The organism is Psychrobacter immobilis (genome assembly GCF_904846185.1).
Taxonomy (GTDB): Bacteria; Pseudomonadota; Gammaproteobacteria; order Pseudomonadales; family Moraxellaceae; genus Psychrobacter; species Psychrobacter immobilis_B.
The window spans coordinates 130,540-151,409 of sequence record NZ_CAJGZQ010000002.1 but is presented as its reverse complement, the minus strand read 5'-3'; the positions used below and the strand labels follow the sequence as shown (position 1 = coordinate 151,409).

At 44.3% G+C, this 20,870-nt stretch carries 17 protein-coding genes and 3 tRNA genes; 6 read left to right on the top strand and 14 right to left on the bottom strand.

Annotated elements, in window-relative coordinates; genetic code table 11:
* Positions 1–274: 274 nt before the first annotated feature.
* The 10 genes from JMW94_RS01590 to JMW94_RS01545 form a co-directional block, all read right to left on the bottom strand.
* Positions 275–1,216: a DMT family transporter gene (locus tag JMW94_RS01590; protein WP_201600149.1), complete on the bottom strand. Its 942-nt coding sequence runs from the start codon at positions 1,214–1,216 to the stop codon at positions 275–277.
* Positions 1,209–2,405: a flavin monoamine oxidase family protein gene (locus JMW94_RS01585; protein WP_201600140.1), complete on the bottom strand. Its 1,197-nt coding sequence runs from the start codon at positions 2,403–2,405 to the stop codon at positions 1,209–1,211. Before JMW94_RS01585 ends, JMW94_RS01590 begins: the two co-directional genes overlap by 8 nt.
* Positions 2,406–2,455: 50 nt before the next feature.
* Complete coding sequence (locus JMW94_RS01580; protein ID WP_055125108.1) at positions 2,456–2,878, bottom strand: hypothetical protein; 423 nt, start codon at positions 2,876–2,878, stop codon at positions 2,456–2,458.
* 200 nt (positions 2,879–3,078) lie between these two features.
* Entirely contained in the window at positions 3,079–3,567 is a 489-nt protein-coding gene (locus tag JMW94_RS01575; protein ID WP_201600123.1) for a hypothetical protein, read from the bottom strand.
* A 160-nt stretch (positions 3,568–3,727) separates the two neighbouring features.
* Positions 3,728–4,219: a M48 family metallopeptidase gene (locus JMW94_RS01570; protein WP_045455132.1), complete on the bottom strand. Its 492-nt coding sequence runs from the start codon at positions 4,217–4,219 to the stop codon at positions 3,728–3,730.
* A 190-nt stretch (positions 4,220–4,409) separates the two neighbouring features.
* Entirely contained in the window at positions 4,410–6,455 is a 2,046-nt protein-coding gene (gene betT / locus JMW94_RS01565; protein WP_201600120.1) for a choline BCCT transporter BetT, read from the bottom strand.
* 257 nt (positions 6,456–6,712) lie between these two features.
* Complete coding sequence (gene betA / locus JMW94_RS01560; protein WP_201600117.1) at positions 6,713–8,413, bottom strand: choline dehydrogenase; 1,701 nt, start codon at positions 8,411–8,413, stop codon at positions 6,713–6,715.
* A gap of 117 nt (positions 8,414–8,530) precedes the next feature.
* Positions 8,531–10,006 (bottom strand): betaine-aldehyde dehydrogenase, encoded by a 1,476-nt coding sequence (gene betB / locus JMW94_RS01555; RefSeq protein WP_265088297.1) that lies wholly within the window; start codon positions 10,004–10,006, stop codon positions 8,531–8,533.
* Positions 10,007–10,219: 213 nt separating this feature from the next.
* Complete coding sequence (locus tag JMW94_RS01550) at positions 10,220–10,792, bottom strand: TetR/AcrR family transcriptional regulator (RefSeq protein ID WP_109589373.1); 573 nt, start codon at positions 10,790–10,792, stop codon at positions 10,220–10,222.
* Between the two features lies 1 nt (position 10,793).
* Positions 10,794–11,138 carry a DMT family transporter gene (locus tag JMW94_RS01545; RefSeq protein WP_201600102.1) on the bottom strand — a complete coding sequence of 115 codons (345 nt, stop codon included), beginning with the start codon at positions 11,136–11,138 and terminating at the stop codon, positions 10,794–10,796.
* Between the two features lie 498 nt (positions 11,139–11,636).
* Here JMW94_RS01545 and JMW94_RS01540 point away from each other — a divergent pair.
* The 3 genes from JMW94_RS01540 to JMW94_RS01530 all read left to right on the top strand — a co-directional run bounded on the left by JMW94_RS01540 (position 11,637) and on the right by JMW94_RS01530 (position 13,393).
* Positions 11,637–11,712: transfer RNA gene (locus JMW94_RS01540), tRNA-Asn, on the top strand.
* Positions 11,713–12,086: 374 nt separating this feature from the next.
* Positions 12,087–12,428 (top strand): hypothetical protein, encoded by a 342-nt coding sequence (locus JMW94_RS01535; RefSeq protein ID WP_045447190.1) that lies wholly within the window; start codon positions 12,087–12,089, stop codon positions 12,426–12,428.
* Between the two features lie 230 nt (positions 12,429–12,658).
* Positions 12,659–13,393, top strand: a complete 735-nt coding sequence (locus tag JMW94_RS01530) for a hypothetical protein (RefSeq protein ID WP_201600099.1) — start codon at positions 12,659–12,661, stop codon at positions 13,391–13,393.
* Between the two features lie 91 nt (positions 13,394–13,484).
* Here JMW94_RS01530 and JMW94_RS01525 read toward each other — a convergent pair.
* The 4 genes from JMW94_RS01525 to JMW94_RS01510 form a co-directional block, all read right to left on the bottom strand.
* Positions 13,485–13,575, bottom strand: a tRNA-Ser gene (locus JMW94_RS01525).
* An 83-nt stretch (positions 13,576–13,658) separates the two neighbouring features.
* Positions 13,659–13,749, bottom strand: a tRNA-Ser gene (locus tag JMW94_RS01520).
* Positions 13,750–13,911: 162 nt separating this feature from the next.
* Complete coding sequence (locus JMW94_RS01515) at positions 13,912–15,102, bottom strand: type I glyceraldehyde-3-phosphate dehydrogenase (RefSeq protein ID WP_201600096.1); 1,191 nt, start codon at positions 15,100–15,102, stop codon at positions 13,912–13,914.
* A 176-nt stretch (positions 15,103–15,278) separates the two neighbouring features.
* Positions 15,279–17,204, bottom strand: coding sequence for an AAA family ATPase (locus tag JMW94_RS01510; protein WP_201600094.1), 1,926 nt, complete (start codon positions 17,202–17,204; stop codon positions 15,279–15,281).
* A 290-nt stretch (positions 17,205–17,494) separates the two neighbouring features.
* On the opposite strand from JMW94_RS01510, the gene JMW94_RS01505 reads away from it, so the two are divergent.
* The 3 genes from JMW94_RS01505 (at position 17,495) to JMW94_RS01495 (ending at position 20,680) form a co-directional block, all read left to right on the top strand.
* Positions 17,495–19,021: an aldehyde dehydrogenase family protein gene (locus JMW94_RS01505; RefSeq protein WP_201600092.1), complete on the top strand. Its 1,527-nt coding sequence runs from the start codon at positions 17,495–17,497 to the stop codon at positions 19,019–19,021.
* A 97-nt stretch (positions 19,022–19,118) separates the two neighbouring features.
* Positions 19,119–20,147, top strand: coding sequence for an alcohol dehydrogenase AdhP (adhP, locus tag JMW94_RS01500; protein ID WP_201600090.1), 1,029 nt, complete (start codon positions 19,119–19,121; stop codon positions 20,145–20,147).
* A 206-nt stretch (positions 20,148–20,353) separates the two neighbouring features.
* Entirely contained in the window at positions 20,354–20,680 is a 327-nt protein-coding gene (locus JMW94_RS01495) for a DUF779 domain-containing protein (RefSeq protein ID WP_060491624.1), read from the top strand.
* The last annotated feature ends 190 nt before the right edge of the window (positions 20,681–20,870 follow it).

Below are 20,870 nucleotides of genomic sequence, written 5' to 3'. Positions count from 1 at the left end.
TAGCCATGCTGATTGCTAAAATGGCTGTAGATAAATTATAGATTGGCAGTGACGGTAATATTTACGTTCTAACGAGGTTTTGTGAGGTTGGATTAGATAAAAAAATGAGTATTGTGAGGGTTGCATAGTGGCATTTTTAAATAGTAGCATTTCTATATAGTGACATTTTTCCATGGCTACACTTTTGGATAGTTGCAGTGCAAACATATGCTCTAGTAGGGTCATTAGTCTATAGGTTAGCGTATTTATGAGCGCTATATCATGACGGTCATCTTTACATACTTTCTGTCGATGTGGTCGCCATTTTCACCCCGCCCCATGTTACCAAACCAACGCCTAGTGCGATCAATGAAGCACCCAAAAACAACCCTTCTGGCGGCATCTCACCCTGCAAAAAAATAGCCACCGGCACACCGACAACTGCACCGACCGAGCCTAATAAGCTTAATAAAACAGGACCGCCGGTTTTTTGTAGTAAAAACAACAATAAGAATTGACCCGCAAATACGGCGGCTTGTATGCCAATCAAACCTAGCGGCACCCAGTCTAGCGGCATTTTGACTGAAAAATTAGGCAATACACTAAATGACAGCAGCAATAGCGACGCCGCGATTAACATACCTGGCGCGAGTGCACTAGGTGATGCCTTATCAGGCCAGCGTAAAGTACGATATATATTACCGATAGCCAGTAGCACTGGCCCACAAAGCGCGATCAAAATCCAAAAAGTACTGGCGTCTGGCGTCGAAAACTTACGCGCTGCCAATACTCCTGCGCCAAGAAGCGCCGCGGCCACACCCAAAGCGCGGACGATATTAAATCGCTCCATCCGCAGTGCCAATGCGCCAAGATAAGTCAGCAATGGTGGAAGCGAGATAATGAGCGCGACGAAACCTGCACCCACATGTGGAATAGCCGAAAATAGTAGTAAATTAGAACCTGCAACGCTGATGAGCGCCGCCACAAAATAGTATTCAAAGCTACGCGCATTTAAGGGAGGTAATTCGTGCCGTATTAATGCAACGATCAATAAAATAGCAGCAGCGCCCGTGATGGACCAAAAGAGAAATGACAGTGGTGTAATACCTATCTCACCAGCATATTTTGCCAAATTGGTAGAAATACCAATCAGACCTCCTCCGCCTAACAAGCAAGCAAAAGGGATGAGCCATGTGCTGGTGTTGCGAGAAGCTTGCTGCTCTAAAGACTCACTCATCAACTATCCTATTGGATGGTAACTCTGATGACGATAGCTCATCAGACAAACCTAAATCTAAACCTTGTACTGCCTTATTTGCTGCGTCGATAGCACCAGCAATATAACCAGGAAACGCCTCTGACCATTCGCTTGCGCTACCCGTTAGGCATTCTTGCCATACCCCTGTATTCGGCTTAGCGGTAGGTGCTACGGCATGTTGACCTGCGCCACTGGCATCAGCAGGCGTCGCGGTCAATGAATCTTGCGCCCAGTCTTTCAGATACTCAGCCGTTGGCGTCTCTGCCTGTGCGCCAAATAAACGTACCAACTGCGCGCGGCAATGGGCTTTTAGCTCTGACTCCGGGACGCTTTGACGGACGTGAGCAGGAACCCCAAAAAAGCCAAACAATGCACCTTTGCCCTCTACCAAGGACGCATCATGAATCTCAGTAAGTGGCCCTACTGCACTTCTCGCTGAACCCGATAGTCCTTGATTGCGCCAAAATGGCGAATCATAAACCGCCACATATTTGGCATGTGGCGCCATCCATGTCGCGGTCTCTTGCCACTCTGTTATCAACGCCTGTGGTAAAGCAGGTTCAAACTTGATGTTACTCGCCGCCAAACGAGGTGGTAGCGCAAGGAGCACATGTTGCGCTTGATAAGTAGTTATTTGACCAGCTGTCATCTGTTCAGAGCTGCATTCGCTCTCTATGTCGATATAGTGATCAGTCTTGATTACACACTTTACGATTTGCCCCGTGATAATGCGCGTAGGATTTAAGCGCGCATACAGAGCATCAATGAGCGCTGCCATACCACCGACGAGGCGCATAGACGGTGGCGAGCTTTGATAGCCTTGGGTACGGATAGGCAGCTCATTGGCAGCACGTTCAATCATCATGTCGCCGTCTTCGAATTGCGCAAAACGTGGTAAACCTAATGCCTCGATAAGACTACTCAACTGCGGCTGATACTCTGGCCAAAACCACGATGGCCCTAAATCAAAGCCATCGTTTGATTTTTCATTATCGACACTTTGTCTACTAGCATTCTGATCTACTGATGATTTCGCAACAGCGATGCGCCCGCCCAATCTATCACGCGCCTCAAGCAATATATAATCGATACCTTGTTGCTCTAACAAAAACGCTGCATATAAGCCACTCAAGCCACCACCGATAATTGCAATAGGTAGGTTTTGCATAACAAATCATTCCTGCTTAGTTGAAGATTTTTCAGTACTCAGTATCGAAGTTACTCAGCCAACAACTTGGTAAGCAGCTCGTCTATCTCAACCTTAAATTCTTTATCTTCAATCTTATTAGCCGTAATTTTGGCATTTTGTAGACTTTGAATAGCCGCTTCTTTGTTACCTGTCTCAAGCTGTAACACTGCCATAGAAAAAGCAATCGACGACAAATGATCTTTTGAATTAATCGCAGTCGCTTTGGCTAAGGCCTTGTCATAAATAACTAAGGCTTCGTCTAAATCTTCGGTAAAGTCAGCCAATGTTTCCCACTGTTCTGGATGGTCTTTATCGGTATTTTCATTATCGTTACAAATGGCTTCTAATTCAGCATAAAACCCATCAAATGCTGCTTGATTACCTATACGATCAGCTTCCAATAACTCTTCAGCTAAGGTATAAATTGCTTTATAAATTTTGGTATTAATCATTGCTCATAACCTTTTATGAATTAGGATCTATGGTACTTGTTTTTCAGCCAATAGTACTTGGCGAATATTACTTGGTAAACAGTGCTTAGCTGGGATTATAACGCAATTCCACTAGCCAAAATGACTGACACAAAAAAAGGATGCGATAGTCGATATCACACCCTTTTTATTCCTCAAACTACTAATTATTTTTTATCTGCCTAAAAGCTCATTATCTTAGTGGTTTGATCGACCATTAACGTCCCGATGTCAGCAGGATCAGCAGCACTCACGCCGTCAATCAGTGCCGACTGGTCAATACCCTTACCCGGTAGATAAAGCGCACAAACCTCAACCTTGGTATTGGTATTCTTCATGACCATTTGCATCAAACCCTGTGGGCTCATATTTTTAGGCGGTTGTGCTGTGGTCACACTTTTGGGTGCGTCACGGAGCGCCATATCACCGGCTGGACCGCAGAGCAATACTCGAGTATTGGCACCTTGCTGCGCGGATTGCATAGTTAGCACCATCGACATCAGCTGCACTTGAGCATCCTCTGATGTTACATTAATCAACACCGATGGCGTCGGTTTTTTATTCTCTGGAATGACTTCACTCTTTTGTGACATGGCATTGGTCGCTGTACAGCCAACCATCAGTGAGGCGGCGCTTATAGCAAGTGCAGTAGCAACTATCCGTTTCATCATCTTCTCCATTTATCAACAACCATTAAAATCATACACTAAAATATATTAATAAAAAGTATAATATTATTTATGATAAGAAAGTTATGATAAGAAAATTATGATAAGAAATACAATCTGTGGCGTGTCCTCATTTTGAGAAGAAAAGAATACAGCACTGCGATCACCTCAGTTCGCGCCAGTGCAACCACAATCGCGTATCAAGCTCAAACTGATGATACTCAGGCTCCATATGACAGCATAATTGATAAAAAGCTTTGTTGTGTTCATGCTCTTTAAAATGCGCCAATTCATGCACGACAATCATGCGCAAAAACTCAGGCGGCGCTTCTTGAAATAAGCTGGCCACGGTGATGCTGTTGTGGGATTTTAGCTTACTGCCCTGTATGCGAGACTGGGTGGTATGAATACCTAGCGCATGTTTGAGGACCGTTAATTTACTGCTATAGCTGACATTCGATAACTGTCCCACTTTGCGCATATATTGGTTTTTTATCTCATTGATATACTGATAAAGCGCCTTATCACTTTTTATTTGGTGCTGAGTGGGATACTTTTTTTCTAGATATGCGCCCAATGTACCATCGCTAATCAGCAATGCCGCTTGGGTTTGAACTTGCTCAGAATAATGAGCGATGTACTTTAATGTGGTCACAAACTTATCCTTTGCTAATATTTCGAAACTGATAATCCGAAACGTATCTTTATATATTTTACCCTATATCTACTGATTTTATTTTTCATAAAACAACCCCATAAGCTGCATTCAACTTATGGGGTTGTTTGTTACGATGTTTTTACTTAAGTGTTTTTACTTCAATATTCAGGACGTGTTGATAAATCAATTAACGCTCTAAATGTAGATACTGCAAATGGCGCTCGTACTGATTTAAGATATCGACCAACACTTGCTCTTTGGAGTAACCAACCAAGTCATACTCTTGTGAGCCTTCACTTAAGAACACTTCCGCACGGTAATAGTACTCTGCATTCTTAGTTGAGGTGCTCAATGTAAAGTTAGGACGCTCAGCTTTGATTAGATTAACTTCATACACAAAGTCATCTTCATCGCCATGACCGACACGCAGTTTTACGCCATCTATCTGACCCTCATCTTGACCCTTACCAGCATCTATACTTTCACTGATATTATCAAGATTACGAATATCTAGAGAAGTGTTAAGACCGCCTGCTTTCAGCTCTTTTTCAACCTCGGTCATCGCTGGCATGACAGTATTTTGCAAGAACCTTTCAACTTGTGCATGTCCAGGGAAGCTGACAATACGTTGCAGACGCGCTTTCCAGCTCTTACCGCTATCGAGCACGTTTGCAGTGCCAAGGGTGCTGGCTTTACGTTTATTACCCTCTTCTTTTAGCGACTTCCACATCGACATCATGTAAAGGACTAAAATAAGCGAGAACGGCAAACCGGCAATCACAGAAACTGACTGTAATGATGCAAAGCCACCTGCGAACAGCAAGCCTAGAGTAATCAAACCCGTTGCCGCCGCCCAAAACAAACGCAGCCATACAGGAGCGTCAGTATCATTGGTCATGCCTCTTGAGCTTAGGTTCGCGAGTACCAAAGCGCCTGAGTCAGCTGAGGTCACAAAGAATACAAGCCCGATAACTACACCAGCGAATGACAAAATATCACTGTAAGGGAAGTACTCAAACAAGGCAAACATACCCATCGCTGCATCATTAACAGCGATTTCGCCAAGCTCTGTTGCCCCATTGGCGACCAAATCTATCGCTGAATTACCAAAGATAGAGAACCATGCAAAGATGAAACCAAGTGGTATAAACATCACACCAAACACAAACTCACGCAAGGTACGGCCACGGCTAATACGCGCAATAAACAAACCGACAAATGGTGCCCAAGCAACCCACCATGCCCAGAAAAATATCGTCCATCCTGATTTCCAATCGGCACCAGCAGTACCGTCATAAGCATAGACATCGAATGTTTTGAAAACGATGGTTTGGAAGTATTGACCGATACTTTGGGTAAAGGTGTTGAGCAAATAAATCGTATTACCCAGCACTAATATGGCAATCAATAGCAAAATTGACGCCAGCATATTAAATTCAGATAGACGGCGCACCCCTCTTTCTACGCCCGTCATGGCAGAGATAGCCGCAGCAGCGACCACGCCCAAGATAATCAGGCTCTGCACCATTTTGCTAGACTCGATACCGAAAACATGCGTTAAGCCTGCATTGGCCTGCAATACCCCAATACCTAAGCTGGTCGCAATACCCATCAGCGTACAGACGACGCCAAAGGTATCAATACCATCACCCAGCCAGCCCTTGATTAAACGCTCGCCAAAGATAGGGGTTAGCGGTGAACGTAGTGCCAATGGCATGTTTTTACGATAAGCAAAGTACGCCAATGCCATACCAATTAGTGCATAAATGCCCCAACCATGTAGACCCCAATGCAAAAAGGTCTGCGAAAGTGCCTCACGCATGGCCGCCTCACTGCCAGGCTCAAGCCCTGTATGCGGCGTCAAATAATGCATCAACGGCTCAGACGCACCAAAGAACAATAAATCAATACCGATACCAGCAGAGAACAGCATTGCCGCCCATGCTAAAAAGGGAAACTGGGCTTTTTCGTGGTCTTGCCCAAGCTTGATATCGCCATATTTAGAGAAGCCAACAAACAAGGCAAAAATACTATAAGCGGCTACCACCAGCATGTAGTACCAGCCAAAACTCTCTGATACCCATGCCATGCCAGCGCTTAATAATGTCTCGCTATAATCTGGAAACATGATCGTCCAGATAATTAATAAAATAGAAATAATAGCTGAACCTAAAAAAACCGTCTTGTTTAGAGTCAGGGGTTTCGTCGCATCTTTTGATGGCGAGCTGTACATAAAAGACCTCAATAGGTAAATTAAACAGGGTCTGATATTGATTTGTCCGTCATAACTTGATGACTGTATGACGCACAAAGCAGTACCAATAAATAAAAATTGCTATGTAAATAAAAATTTAAATGACAATCAAAGGCAGCCACAACAGTATTAAAAATACTTAATACGTTAGCGCTGATGAAAAAGACCTTTGCGTGGAAAGGTCTTTTTCATGAGATTCTCTTATATGATTATTGAATAAATAGTTCATCAGTCGCTTAGACAGCAGAGCCATATGCGCGCATCGGCTCAGTTCTAAGCGGTGCACCATTGGCAACGTAATAATCTACGGTCGAGCGTGGTAGCTGCTTGCCACGCATCTTATCGACGATTTTTTCTGCCAGCATAATGGTGGTAGCGTTTAGATTACCACTGATGATATTTGGCATAATCGACGCATCAACGACGCGCAAGCCATCGATGCCGTGTACGAGTCCTTCGCCATTGACGACCGAATCATTACCTTCACCCATCGCACAAGTACACGACGGATGATAAGCTGTTTCGCTATGATTACGAACATATTCGTCTAGCTGCGCATCGGTCACCAAATCATCGGTTGGCGCAATCGAGCGACCACGATAAGGGTCGAGCGCTGGCTGATGCATAATCTCACGAGTGATGCGCATTGCCGCACGGAACTCGTGCCAGTCTTGGTCGTGAGACATATAGTTAAACAAAATGCTCGGATGCGCGCTTGGGTCTTTTGAGGTCAGCTTGACGCGACCACGACTTGGCGAGCGCAATGAGCCTACGTGCGCTTGGAAACTGTGCGACTTCACGGCACTACGACCATCGTAGCGCACTGCTAATGGCAAGAAGTGGTACTGGATATTAGGATGGGTAAACTTCTCATCGGTACGAATAAAACCGCCACCTTCGAACTGATTTGACGCGCCAAGTCCTGTGCCATTGAACAACCACTCGGCACCGATGGCAGGCTTATTCCACCATTTATTGGCAGGCGCAATCGACACTGGCAACTTACATTCGTACTGCATATACAGCTCTAAATGGTCTTGTAGATTATTACCAACACCCGGTAAATCTAAAATCTCATTGACACCCAAATCTTTGAGCCATTGACCAGGACCAATACCAGAGCGCTGCAATAATTGCGGCGACGCAATCGCACCTGATGAAACAATCACTTCACGAGACGCGTAAAAATTCTTGGTTTGACCTTGATGGGCGACTTTAACGCCGACAGCACGTTTGCCATCGAACAAAATCACGTCAGTCAATGCACACGTCAAAATGGTGATATTGCTACGCGGTTTGGCGCGGTCAAGATAACCGCGAGCTGTTGATGCGCGGCGACCATTAGGCGTCACAAAGCGATCCATCGGCCCAAAGCCTTCTTGTTGATAGCCGTTTAAATCATCCGTGCTTGGATAGCCTGCTTGCACGCCTGCTTCGATCATCGCTTGGAACAGCGGATTGACTCCTGGCTTTGAAGTGGTCATCTCGACGGGACCACCGACGCCATGATAGTCGTTCTCGCCAGCGTCGCGATTTTCTAACTTTTTGAAATACGGCAAGCAGTCCAAATAGGTCCAATCTTCTAAACCTTTGATTTGAGACCAATCGTCAAAATCCAAGGCATTACCACGGATATAACACATCCCATTAATCAGAGACGAGCCACCTAACCCTTTACCGCGACCACAATCCATGACGCGGTTATTCATATAAGGCTCAGGATCGGTTTTGTAGCCCCAGTTATAGGTCGTTCCTTGCAACGGCATAGCGAGCGCTGCTGGCATCTGCGTACGAAAGTCTAAGCGATGGTCTGGACGACCTGCTTCTAACAGCAACACCTTAATGTTGGCATCTTCGGTCAAGCGGGTGGCCAGCACATTGCCTGCTGAGCCTGCGCCGACGATGATGTAGTCATATTCAGGTGTGGTTGATGTCATAAAACGCTCCATAATATTAAAAAATCCATCATTTCATATCAGTAAGGCGGTGCCAAAAGGACAAATTAGTCCTAATAATTCAGCCTTACCGTTTTAAAAATTTCACAGCAAAAGTGATTAAAATACCGATTCAAACTTACCAAGCTCTACTTGGATAGACTTGGTCTGCATATAATGCTCAAGGGCTTCAATGCCGTTTTCGCGGCCGATACCTGAGTGCTTATAACCGCCCACTGGCATTTGTGCAGCCGACTCGCCCCACGTATTTAACCAGCAAATACCCGCTTCAATTTGAGCGATGACTCGATGCGCTCGGGTCAAGTCAGCAGTCACGACCCCAGCTGCCAAACCATACTCGGTATCATTGGCACGGCGAATCACTTCTTCTTCAGTCTCATAAGTCAATATTGACATCACTGGACCAAAGATTTCTTCGCGCACGATAGTCATTTCGTCGCTACAATCGGTAAATACAGTTGGTGCGACAAAGGCGCCATTTGCAAGCCCTTCAGTCGTAACACGGTCGCCGCCTGTTAGCAGTCGTGCACCACTCGCTTTACCTTGCTCGATATAGCCAAGTACTCTTTCCATATGCGGGAAGCTGACCAATGGACCCATATTAATATTTTCGTCCATCGGATCGCCAAGCTTAATACGCTCGACACGCAATAATATGGCTTCTTCAAACTTGGCTTGTAAGGCTTTAGGGATAAACACGCGCGTGCCATTGGTACAGACTTGACCACTGCTATAGAAATTCGCCATCATCGCAATATCAGCGGCGGTATCGATGTCCGCATCATCAAATACAATCAAGGGCGACTTACCGCCAAGCTCCAAGGTTACGTCTTTGAGCGACGAAGATGCGGCACTTGCCATCACTTTTTTACCAGTGGGTACGCCGCCCGTAAATGAGACTTTAGCGATATCAGGATGCTGAGTTAACGCTTCGCCGACTTTATAATCCCCTTGCACGACGTTGAACACGCCATCTGGTAAGCCTGCTTCTGTCAATATTTCCGCTAACTTTAATGCAGTCAATGGCGTGACTTCAGAAGGTTTAAAAATCATCGCATTCCCAGCGGCTAATGCTGGTGCTGCTTTCCACATCGCGATTTGAATAGGATAGTTCCACGCGCCGATACCTGCGACAACACCAAGTGGCTCGCGGCGAGTATAGACAAAGCTAGTATCACGCAATGGAATCTGACGACCTTCTATCATCGACGCAAGCCCTGCATAATACTCAACGACATCAGCACCAGTCACGATATCGACATATTTGGTTTCAGAGAGTGCTTTGCCCGTGTCTTTGGTTTCAAGTAACGCGAGTACATCGTTGCGCTCACGTAATAGTGCAACCGCCTTTAGCAAAATACGACTGCGCTCAACCGCGGTCATCGCCGCCCAAACTTTTTGACCTTCTTGTGCCGCTTTTACCGCTTCATTAATCTGTTCACTGGTCGTTTGCTGAACGGTAGTTAACACTTCACCCGTGGCTGGATTGATGTCTTCAAAGGTGGTTAATGAGTCATCGACAGCCAAATAACAGCCATTAATATAAGCGGTTTGAACCTTCTGTAAATCAATGATGTCTGTTAAGTTGTTTAGGTCTGTTTTGGAATCTGTCATGAGTTCTTTCTCCTTTAGACAACTGGCAAAAGCTCTATAAAAAAGTTAATACCGAATAATGTCGTTATGGGTTAAATGTTTAAAATAAATTTATATAGCCTATTGCTACAAGCCTGTCTTTCAATGCTTTTTTAATAAAAAAGCTTATTTGATCAATCATTTAAGAACAGTGTTTTATTCATTCTCAGGTTGCGTCATTTTTATCAAACGCTTATGAATAGAGGTTTTATCTGAGATACTAATCCCCGAAAAATCAGAGAGCCAAATACCATCAGCCACCAGACGCACCATACATAATGTTTCGGTATTGTCGGTTGCTTGATGTTTCTTTAATTGTGCATTTGCCCACTTGGCCCACAACTCACGTAACTCGCTATCGCCTAGCATCAATGCATATAAGGTTGCTTGACTATCGAGCTCTTCCTGCCCTTTTTCGCCTAAGCTAATCGTGGCATTGATATAGGCACGAGTAAAAGAACCATAACGCACAGGGTCTTCTGCCATGGCTTGATTGACTTCTGCCTCAAATTTTGCCATCGCATCATGAAACACTTCAAGAATGAGTGCATTTTTAGTGGTGAAATGATGCATCACGCCACCCTTGGTTACCCCGACGGCATCCGCGACCGCCTGAAAGGTCACTTTTGATAAGCCCTGCTCTAATGTGATTCGCGCTGCCTGATCTAGTAGCGCACGACGGACAACTTCGGGCTGTTTTTTACGTTTGTAAGCGTTTTCCATTTCCATATCAGTGCACCACAGAATTAGAGAATAAGTTCATCACCACGACACCGCCCACAATCATAGCGATACTAACCACAGCTGCTGTATCAAGACTTTGCTTAAAAAAAATCAAGCCAACGAGCGATGTCAGCACAATCCCCAACCCGCCCCATAGTGCATAAGCAATACCAAGCGGTATGGTTTTGATGGTTTGTGTTAATAAGTAAAACGAGATGGCATAAAGCACACCCATAATCAGGGTCGGCACCAAACGCGTAAACTGCTCTGACTTGACTAAAAAGGTCGTGCCAACCACTTCGCAAATAATGGCGATGGCTAGATAACCGTAGGCAATAGTGGTGGGACTCATAATTAGGTTACCTGTCTCAGATTGATCACATATTAATAATGTATATACATTAAAGAAACCATACGGTCGGTATTCTATAGAAATATTCTAGCAATGTGAAGAGCTGTTTATGACTTTTTTGTTTCGAGGGAGATACAGATTGTTTTACTATTCAAAAAGATAGCCGACTTGTCTAATCAAATTAGCGCTAGATTTTATATTCAACTTACATAAATAAGGGTTTTGACCACTTTTAGCTCATTCTTTAGCCCATTTAGAGATTTATCGATTGAATTGAAGACACGCCCTATTCAACAAATAATATTTTAGCGGTCAAAATTTGCCAAAACAGCCCGCTTTATAAGGGATTACTGGTTATTTTTGACAGTTAACAACAATATTTATAATTAATGGCATAATAAGGTTGACAGCCTATAACAACTTGGCTAAAATACGCCCCACATAACGCAAACAAGACAAGCAATAGCGCTTATCTAACTTATCGTTATACCAACTTATTCTCCAATAGCTCAGTTGGTAGAGCAACGGACTGTTAATCCGTGTGTCCCTGGTTCGAGCCCAGGTTGGAGAGCCATATACTAAAAACCTTCATCATTATTTGATGAAGGTTTTTTTATGGTTGACGTTTTCAATTAAGAAGATAGTCGCAATCTTAGGGCGTGTCCTCATTTTAAAAATGGTGACAAAAATGAGATAAATTGCCGTCAAACAAGGACAGTAGCACAAATAATATCGAGATATTAATAAGCTATTTGACGATGTTTGGCAAAATTTAGCCATTTTTAGCCCATTTAGAGGTTAATCGATTGAATTGAGGACACGTCCTAGTACGATTGGCATGGCTACGGTGTTCTTTTAGGCGTTTTTGTTGTATGGTAAGGATAGTTTTGATTGGGTTAATTTTTGTCTGAGTGCTTCACTCTTACTCACTAAAAATAATGGTTTATTATGATACCTGTACGTGTGAAAAATAAGTTTTCTGATCATCCGCAAAAAATCATGCGCCCGATCAGTATTCGTTTGTCTGAAGAGATGATTTCGCTATTAGAAGCCACTTCAAAAGAGTTGGGGTTTAAACGCATCCAAGGGCTTATTCGTTTATATATTCGCCAAGGGCTTGACCGCGATCATCAAGACTACACCCTAGCCCATGACGAGGTGTTCATCGAAAGCCTGCGTAAACGCGGAGTCAGCCAGCGTATTATTGATGAGGCCATTGTTGTGACCCACAATAATAATATTACTCACTCACTATCTGAGCTGCAAGAAAATGACCAGACTCATGACTAACCATTCAAACAGTCGTTAGGTGTTACTGCTGTTAATAAAAAAAGACTGAGTTTGCTTAACAGCACTCAGTCTTTTTTTGTGGGCGTAACAAAAATATGCCTATTTTACTTGCGATACAGCATTTAGCGATAATTAAACACAACCTCTCATCAAACGAGGTATATTAAGAAAACGCTCATTATTTTGTTGTCATTCTTTATTATCCATAAAGATTTTTAAGGAGGTGTACGATGGCGAGTTTACATCAACGCTTGAATAAAGCTTTGTTATTGACGATTGCCTTAGCGATACTACCAATCGTTTCTGGTTGCTCACAGCCAACCGCGGATCCAACCAAAAAAACCATACCGACCAACTCAGATCAGTGGCAGAAAAAACTCGGCACCACTTTTGAGCAGTTACCTCAATCTGAGCAGCAATTACTCAGCCGCTACATGTTGCGAATGAAACTCAGCGGTGCCTATGAGTCGGGGGCGATGCCGCGTACCACTATCAAGCAAGCCCTTGTGCAACAGCGTGAATACGAACGACTACATCCAAACAATCCAACAGGTAAAAAAAGCCCCATCGTCAGCAGTCAGCCAGCTTATAGTGCCAATGCGCAGAACTACCCTGTCGCTCTACTACCAGTCAAAACCAGCGATAGTGACAGCTTAAATCAAGTAAAACTGCAGTTTATGCTCTCTAATCACGGCAAGTTCGCCATTCAAAGCTTTAAGGGCACACTGACCATGCAAGATGCTAACTTGGCGCAGGGCAAAAGCTTTAACGTACCACTAACACAGTTTGACCCGCCTATTAAACCAGAGCAGTCTGGCAAGATCATTATCGAGAGCAGTATTGAAGACATCAACGTTATGCGTGCCATTAAAAACACCAAAGACTTGACCATCATGATCAGTAAAGGCACATTGATATTGGAGAATGGGCAGGAAATTAAGTTTGATGAGTCGCTAATGAAATAAAAAAGATCTGCAGAGTATTTATAAAATTATAGGATAAATATCCAGCATAAAAAAAGCCCCAATCATCATTGATTAGGGCTTTTTTCGAATTTGGAGGAGACGGAGAGATTCGAACTCTCGAAGGGCTACAAACCCTTGTCGGTTTTCAAGACCGGTGCATTCAACCACTCTGCCACGTCTCCATTTGTGCATTATTATAACGATATAAAATAAAAATGCAACAAAAAAAGCCGCAATCATTAATAATGATTGCGGCTTTCGAATTTGGAGGAGACGGAGAGATTCGAACTCTCGAAGGGCTACAAACCCTTGTCGGTTTTCAAGACCGGTGCATTCAACCACTCTGCCACGTCTCCATTTGTGCGTTATTATAGCGATATAACATAAGAATGCAAGCAATTAATTGAACGAATTTAAATTATTTTGATGCTATCGTTGATTCAGTTTAAAAAAGAGTCAAGGCAACTGCATGCAGAGGTATATATGATACTTGCAGCGAGGTTAGCGCGGTCACTTTTTTATAGAGAATTGACGATAGCTTTTTTATGAGAAGCCAGATGTAGACACATATCTAGTAGTCTATTGGCGTAACCCCATTCGTTGTCATACCATGCAAAAACCTTGTACTGGCTACCCACTTGCATGAGCTGCTGACCATCAATGATCAAAGACTCGGTCTGATGGATAAAATCACTGGATACCAGTGGCTCATCCGTATAAGCCATGATGTCACGCAAATGTGCCTGACTGGCAGATTTGAGTGCCTCGCGGACTGCCTCGACAGACACATCGGGCGTATCAAAAACAAAGGTCACATCAATCGCTGCGACATCAATGGTAGGCACTCGTATGGAATGCCCATTTATCTTGCCTATCATCGACGGCAGCACACGCTCTGTCGCTGCGATACTGCTAGACGTGGTCGGGATGATGTTATAACCAGACGCTCGTGCGCGTCTTGGGTCACGGTGCGCTTGATCGAGCACTGTCTGATCAGCGGTGACAGCATGAATCTCCGTCATCATCGCTGACTTTACCCCAAATGCGGTATCAAGCGTCGCAATCAAGGGAACTAAGGCCTGCGTGGTACAAGAAACGCTCGATATAATCGGCAGCTCACGTGTTAGCTCATCAGTATTAACGCCCATAACGATACAAGCATCGACATCATCGAATGGTGCAGCACCGATAATCACCTGCTGCGCGCCAGCCTCTATGTGCAGTTGTGCTTGCTCATAAGAGCGAAAATGTCCAGTACACTCTAGCACCACATCGACATCCAGCGTCTGCCAAGGCAACTGCACAGGGTTAGATTCTGAGAATAAATTGATACAGTAGGTATAATTGTTTTTTGTCAGACAAAGCTGTGTGGCGCTATTATTGTTACCGTCATCGCTCGCTTCATCGTTGCTACTCGTCACAATATCAGCACTGACCCCAAGGCGACTTAGGCGACCATGCGTGCTGTCAAACTTTAATAAATGCAGCAAAATATCCGCTGGGGCTAAATCATTGATTGCCACGACATGGATCGCACGGCCTAATACCTCGAAGCGCTCTAACAATGCCCGCAAAACGTTGCGCCCTATACGTCCAAAACCATTGATAGCAACCCTCAGTGGCTGTGTGTGCTCACTAGATGCCTGAAACGCCGCTGCTGCTACTGGGTCAGACGTTAATTGATAAGTGGCGCTCGAAAAATCAGGCATAAAAAGATATCGCTATAAAGGGATAAAAAAATTGAGCACTACAAAGTCAGCGCTACAATGAAATAAAACCAACAAGTTGTTAATCGGCTCTAAGGATTGTTATATAAAAGCTAAATGGCTTTGGTGAATGCTTTAACCCTGAATTGTCATAATCAGTATCAAGACACCATTGGGCATTAAGGCGTTATAAAAATCAGTGCCAAACGAATGGCATTGTAATCAATACTTTGCTTAAGATGATCGAATATTGGACGCAATTTAATACTGCCATCATCATTGAAATCATTTGGATTATTGGCGACTTTAATCGCGACGTAGGCATTGCCAACCGCCGTCATCACCTCATCCTCTGGCCGCAAATGATCACAAGCCAAGCTTGGATCTTGAGATTTTAGTTCAGCAATATGACGCATAATCGTTGATTGTGAAAGCTGACGGGCTTGCGAGATTTCTGCAATCGTCAAGCTCTCTTCTAGCAACACTCTGGTCGCAAGCAAGGTACTGTCCGACTTATCAGAAACTTGATTGCCCAGTTTCTGTTTTTTGTCTATTTGCGCTTGTTGTTGCTCACGGCGCTTTTTTTGCAAAGTGGCATAAGCATCAATCACTGATTTACTCAGCGTACCGCCCGATTTTAAAATAAATTTTTCATGTGCCTGCGTCATGCTCTCTTCATCAAGCATCGCATAATTGGCATCGGCTTCTTCTGACAGCACCAAAAACCGTTTGTCCGCGCCGCGTGCTAGCGGATCAAGCTGCAAACTCATGTCGTTCATACCCAGCAACTGCAGACCTGCCAGCGATTTTAATCGTGACAATGCCACATATCCTTGCCCCAGCTCAAAGGTGCGCGATAAGTCAATCTCTGCGGCATCGAGGGTCATGCCTTGTGACTTATGAATGGTAATCGCCCATGCTAGACAAAGCGGTACTTGCTCATAGCTTGCCAGCACATCTCCTGTCTCATCTTCGATAATCCATTCTTCAGGCTCAGCGACAACTTCACGCCCTGAATTGAGCCGAACCACGGGCATTTTTTGCGTCGTTGGCTTTTTGGCTTTGGGTTTCTCTTTTATGGCTTTTTTACCTTTGCCTTTTACAGTCTTATTCGTCTCACTTTCAGTATTTTCATCACCATCTTCGATTAAATCATCACTGCTGTCTTTGCTATCATCGATTTTAACAGCGGCAAAACCAATCAATTCACCCATCGTACCGTTGGACACGCCAAGTTCAGTATTGTTTTTGATAAACATTACCTTGGCACCGACTTTTAGTACCAAATCATCTTGGGTACGTACCGTTTTTTTAAGCGTCTCAACCAATTTACTGTCGCCCGTAGACGTTGCGGTAAAGCGCATCATCTCGCCCTCTAACGCGGCAAGCTCTTTATCATTGATGCTATTAACGTTGAGATTGTGGGTATAAAGACGGGTACGTTTGATATCGACATTTTGGTCAAAAGTCGCCTCCAGCGCGGCAATCGATTCAAAAGTGACTTCCTGACGACGAATTTGGTTGAGAATATCGTCCAAATCAAGCCCGCCATTTGCCGCTTCACTAACCTGCCTGTGTTGCTCAGACAGATAGCAAATATGGAACTTAGCATCAAGCCACGCTTCCGACATAAAGGCAAATTTTTCACGGTTGGTCTCGCCTTTACTACCAATCGGTGGCAACTGAAAAAAGTCGCCCGCAACGACGACCTGAATACCACCAAAGGCTTTGTCATTTTTGCGGATATGCTTGAGTACTTGGCTAACCAAATTGAGCTGCTTAGCATGCAACATCGATATCTCATCAATGACCAATACCGCGGTGTCTTTTAGTCGGTCTGCCAAAAACTGCTTGCGTGATAACGTAGTCAAGTCGCGGTCGCTTAACTCATCTTTGATACCGATGCCGGACCAGCTATGAATCGTTGTGCCATTCATGTGTGTGGCAGCAATACCGGTACTCGCAGTGACGGCGACAGGCACACGGCGCGCACGCAGGTAGTCGATATATTGATTGAGCGTATAAGTCTTACCTGAACCTGCTGAGCCAGTCAAAAAGACATTTTGACCCGTTTTTAAGATATCAAGAGCAGAAGATTGACGCATATATCTAAACCAATTAAGTTAATAGTAATAAGAAAAACAGCTTAAGAGCAAATAATAAGAGAAAAAGCTGCCAACAATTATAGCAGCTACATCCGTTTCGCGGACGACTTTAACCCTGATAAACCACATAACTTAAAGTTATACGATACGAAGTATATCATTATAAAAAGTCATTATCGCTCATCGCTAAAGCTCAGTACGATAGGGTCATAGCTTGGTCAGGATGGCCAAATATTTATGCTTAAATCGTTTGTTCTTAACTAGCCATAATACACAACAAGGAGTCGTTAATGTTATACGCCTATCCCAATACTGAAAATAGTCCTGTTCAATTCCGCAAAAAATATGACAACTTCATCAATGGTGAGTGGGTCGCGCCAATCGATGGTGAGTACTTTGACAACTCAAGTCCAATCGACGGTAAAACTTTCTGCCAGATCGCACGCTCAAAAGAAGCAGATGTCGAAGCGGCGCTAGATGCCGCTCATGCCGCAAAAGACGCATGGGGCAAAACCAGTGTCACTGATCGCTCTAATATGTTGCTCAAACTTGCTGACGGTATCGAAGCCAACTTAGAGGCCATCGCGATTGCTGAGTCTTATGAGAATGGCAAACCAGTACGTGAGACCCTCGCCGCTGATATTCCAATCGCCATCGACCATTTGCGTTATTTTGCGGGCGTTATCCGCGCACAAGAAGGCGGCATTAGTCAAATTGATGAAGATACCGTTGCCTATCATTTCCATGAGCCTCTAGGCGTCGTAGGTCAAATCATTCCTTGGAACTTCCCTATTTTAATGGCGATTTGGAAAATTGCCCCAGCCCTTGCTGCGGGTAACTGTATCGTCCTCAAGCCTGCCGAGCAAACCCCTGCGTCTGTTTTATACATGCTTGACGTCATAGGCGCGGCGGATATTTTACCAAAAGGCGTACTAAACGTCATTAACGGCTTTGGTGTAGAAGCCGGTAAGCCAATCGCCTCCAACCCACGTATCGATAAAGTATCCTTTACTGGTGAGACCACCACTGGTCGCTTAATTATGCAATACGCCAGTGAAAATATCATTCCAGTCACGCTAGAGCTGGGCGGCAAAAGCCCAAATATCTTCTTTGCTGACATTATGGATGAAGACGATGACTTCTTAGATAAAGCGGTTGAAGGCTTAGTGATGTTTGCACTCAACCAAGGTGAAGTCTGTACTTGCCCATCACGCGCCCTCGTACACGAAAGCATCTATGATGAGTTTATGAAACGCTGTATCGCCCGCGTGAAAGCCATCAAAATGGGCAACCCGCTCGATACTGAGACTATGATTGGCGCGCAAGCCAGCTCAGATCAGTTAGAAAAAATCCTATCTTATCTTGATATTGGTAAAAAAGAAGGCGCAAAAGTCCTTGTAGGCGGTGAACTTGCTAAACATGATGGCGATATGGCAAACGGTTATTATGTGCAGCCAACGATCTTTGAAGGCACTAATGATATGCGCGTGTTCCAAGAAGAAATCTTTGGCCCTGTGCTTGCCGTCACCACTTTTAAAGATGATGAAGAAGCGATGGCGCTCGCCAATGATACTTTATATGGTCTTGGTGCTGGCGTCTGGACGCGTAACGGCACTCGCGCATATCGTTTCGGTCGTGGCATTAAAGCTGGTCGCGTTTGGACCAACTGTTATCACCTTTATCCTGCGCATTCAGCCTTTGGCGGTTACAAGCAATCTGGTATTGGCCGCGAAAACCATCTGATGATGCTTGATCATTATCAACAAACCAAAAACATGCTGGTCTCTTATAGTCCTAAAGCGATGGGCTTCTTTTAATTCTGTTTTTCAAAGCACTTTATGGCAAAACTGTAAAGTGCGACCTCGATGCTCGCCGAGCATCTTAATGTAAAGAACGATGACAAGGAGTTACAACGTGAGTAATAAAATGAAAGCGGCCGTGCTGCATGAATTCGGACAACCCTTAGAAATTGAAGAAGTAGATATTCCAACCGCAGGTGCTGGTCAAATCGTTGTAAAAATGCAGGCATCAGGTGTCTGTCATACCGATTTGCATGCCATTGAGGGCGATTGGCCAGTGAAACCTAGCCCACCGTTTATCCCAGGTCACGAAGGCGTTGGTCTTATCACCGCCGTTGGTGAAAATGTCCACCATGTCAAAGAAGGCGACCGAGTCGGTATTCCTTGGCTCTACTCTGCTTGTGGACACTGTACCCATTGCTTAGGTGGTTGGGAAACTTTATGCGAAAGCCAACAAAACTCTGGTTACTCTGTAAACGGCAGCTTTGCAGAATATGTACTAGCAGATGCCAACTATGTCGGTATCATCCCTGAAAGCGTTGACTCTATTGAAATTGCACCAGTGTTATGTGCAGGTGTCACGGTCTATAAAGGTCTCAAAATGACCGATACCAAGCCAGGCGATTGGGTTGTCATTTCAGGCATCGGTGGACTGGGACATATGGCAGTTCAGTATGCCATTGCGATGGGATTGAACGTTGCTGCTGTGGATATTGATGATGAAAAACTGGCATTCGCTAAAAAACTGGGTGCCAAAGTCACTGTCAATGCGAAAAATACTGACCCTGCTGAATATCTACAAAAAGAAATCGGCGGTGCTCACGGTGCGCTCGTGACAGCAGTATCTTCAAAAGCCTTTGATCAAGCATTAGGCATGTTACGACGCGGTGGTACTTTGGTCTGTAATGGTCTACCAACGGGCGAATTCCCAGTATCCATTTTTGATACTGTTTTAAACGGTATTACCATTCGTGGCTCAATCGTTGGTACGCGTCTCGACTTGCAAGAGTCGCTAGACATGGCAGCAGCAGGCAAAGTAAAAGCCACCGTTGCCGCTGAGCCACTAGAAAATATCAATAATATCTTTGATCGTATGCGTGATGGCAAAATCGAAGGTCGCATTGTCATTGACTATAGTCTGTAGCAACAATTATGTAGCCACATGTTTTATGACATTTTGAGACTCGTAACACCGTCTCAATGACTGGCTAGAGTAATCATCAGTAAAGGGTCGTATCGTTTTCAACCACATATGATAAATCATGTGAGTGAATATGATGCGACCCTTTATTTTCTACTCAGTATGATTATGAAGGACATCCGTTCGGGTCTAACGATAAGGAAATCATTATGAACGTCACAGCGACAGAGTCCTGCAAAGCATTAATCGACTTACTAAAATCTAAGCACGGTGAGCTGATGTTTCATCAATCAGGCGGCTGCTGCGATGGCAGTTCACCCATGTGTTATCCATTGGGCGAATTTAAAGTAGGCGGACAAGACGTACTCATCGGTGAGCTGGTTGGCTGTCCATTTTATATGGGTAAAGCTCAGCATAAGCTCTGGCAACATACCGATCTAACAATAGATGTGGTCGATGGACGCGGAGCCAGTTTTTCGCTTGAAATACCAGAAGGTAAGCGCTTTATCGTACGTTCAGAGATATGTGCTGTATAAGTTTAAATAGCATCCACCAGCGTTTTAACGACCTAGTATTGTTTTGCCATGCCATATGTTGATCGATAAACACCCCTTAGTCATTTTTATTTTATTATTCAAGCAAAATAATAGATACTGTAATGCGTACCCTATTTCAATAAACGCGCTTTAACGAGCACGTTTTACTCAGCATGGATGCTAGAAGGAA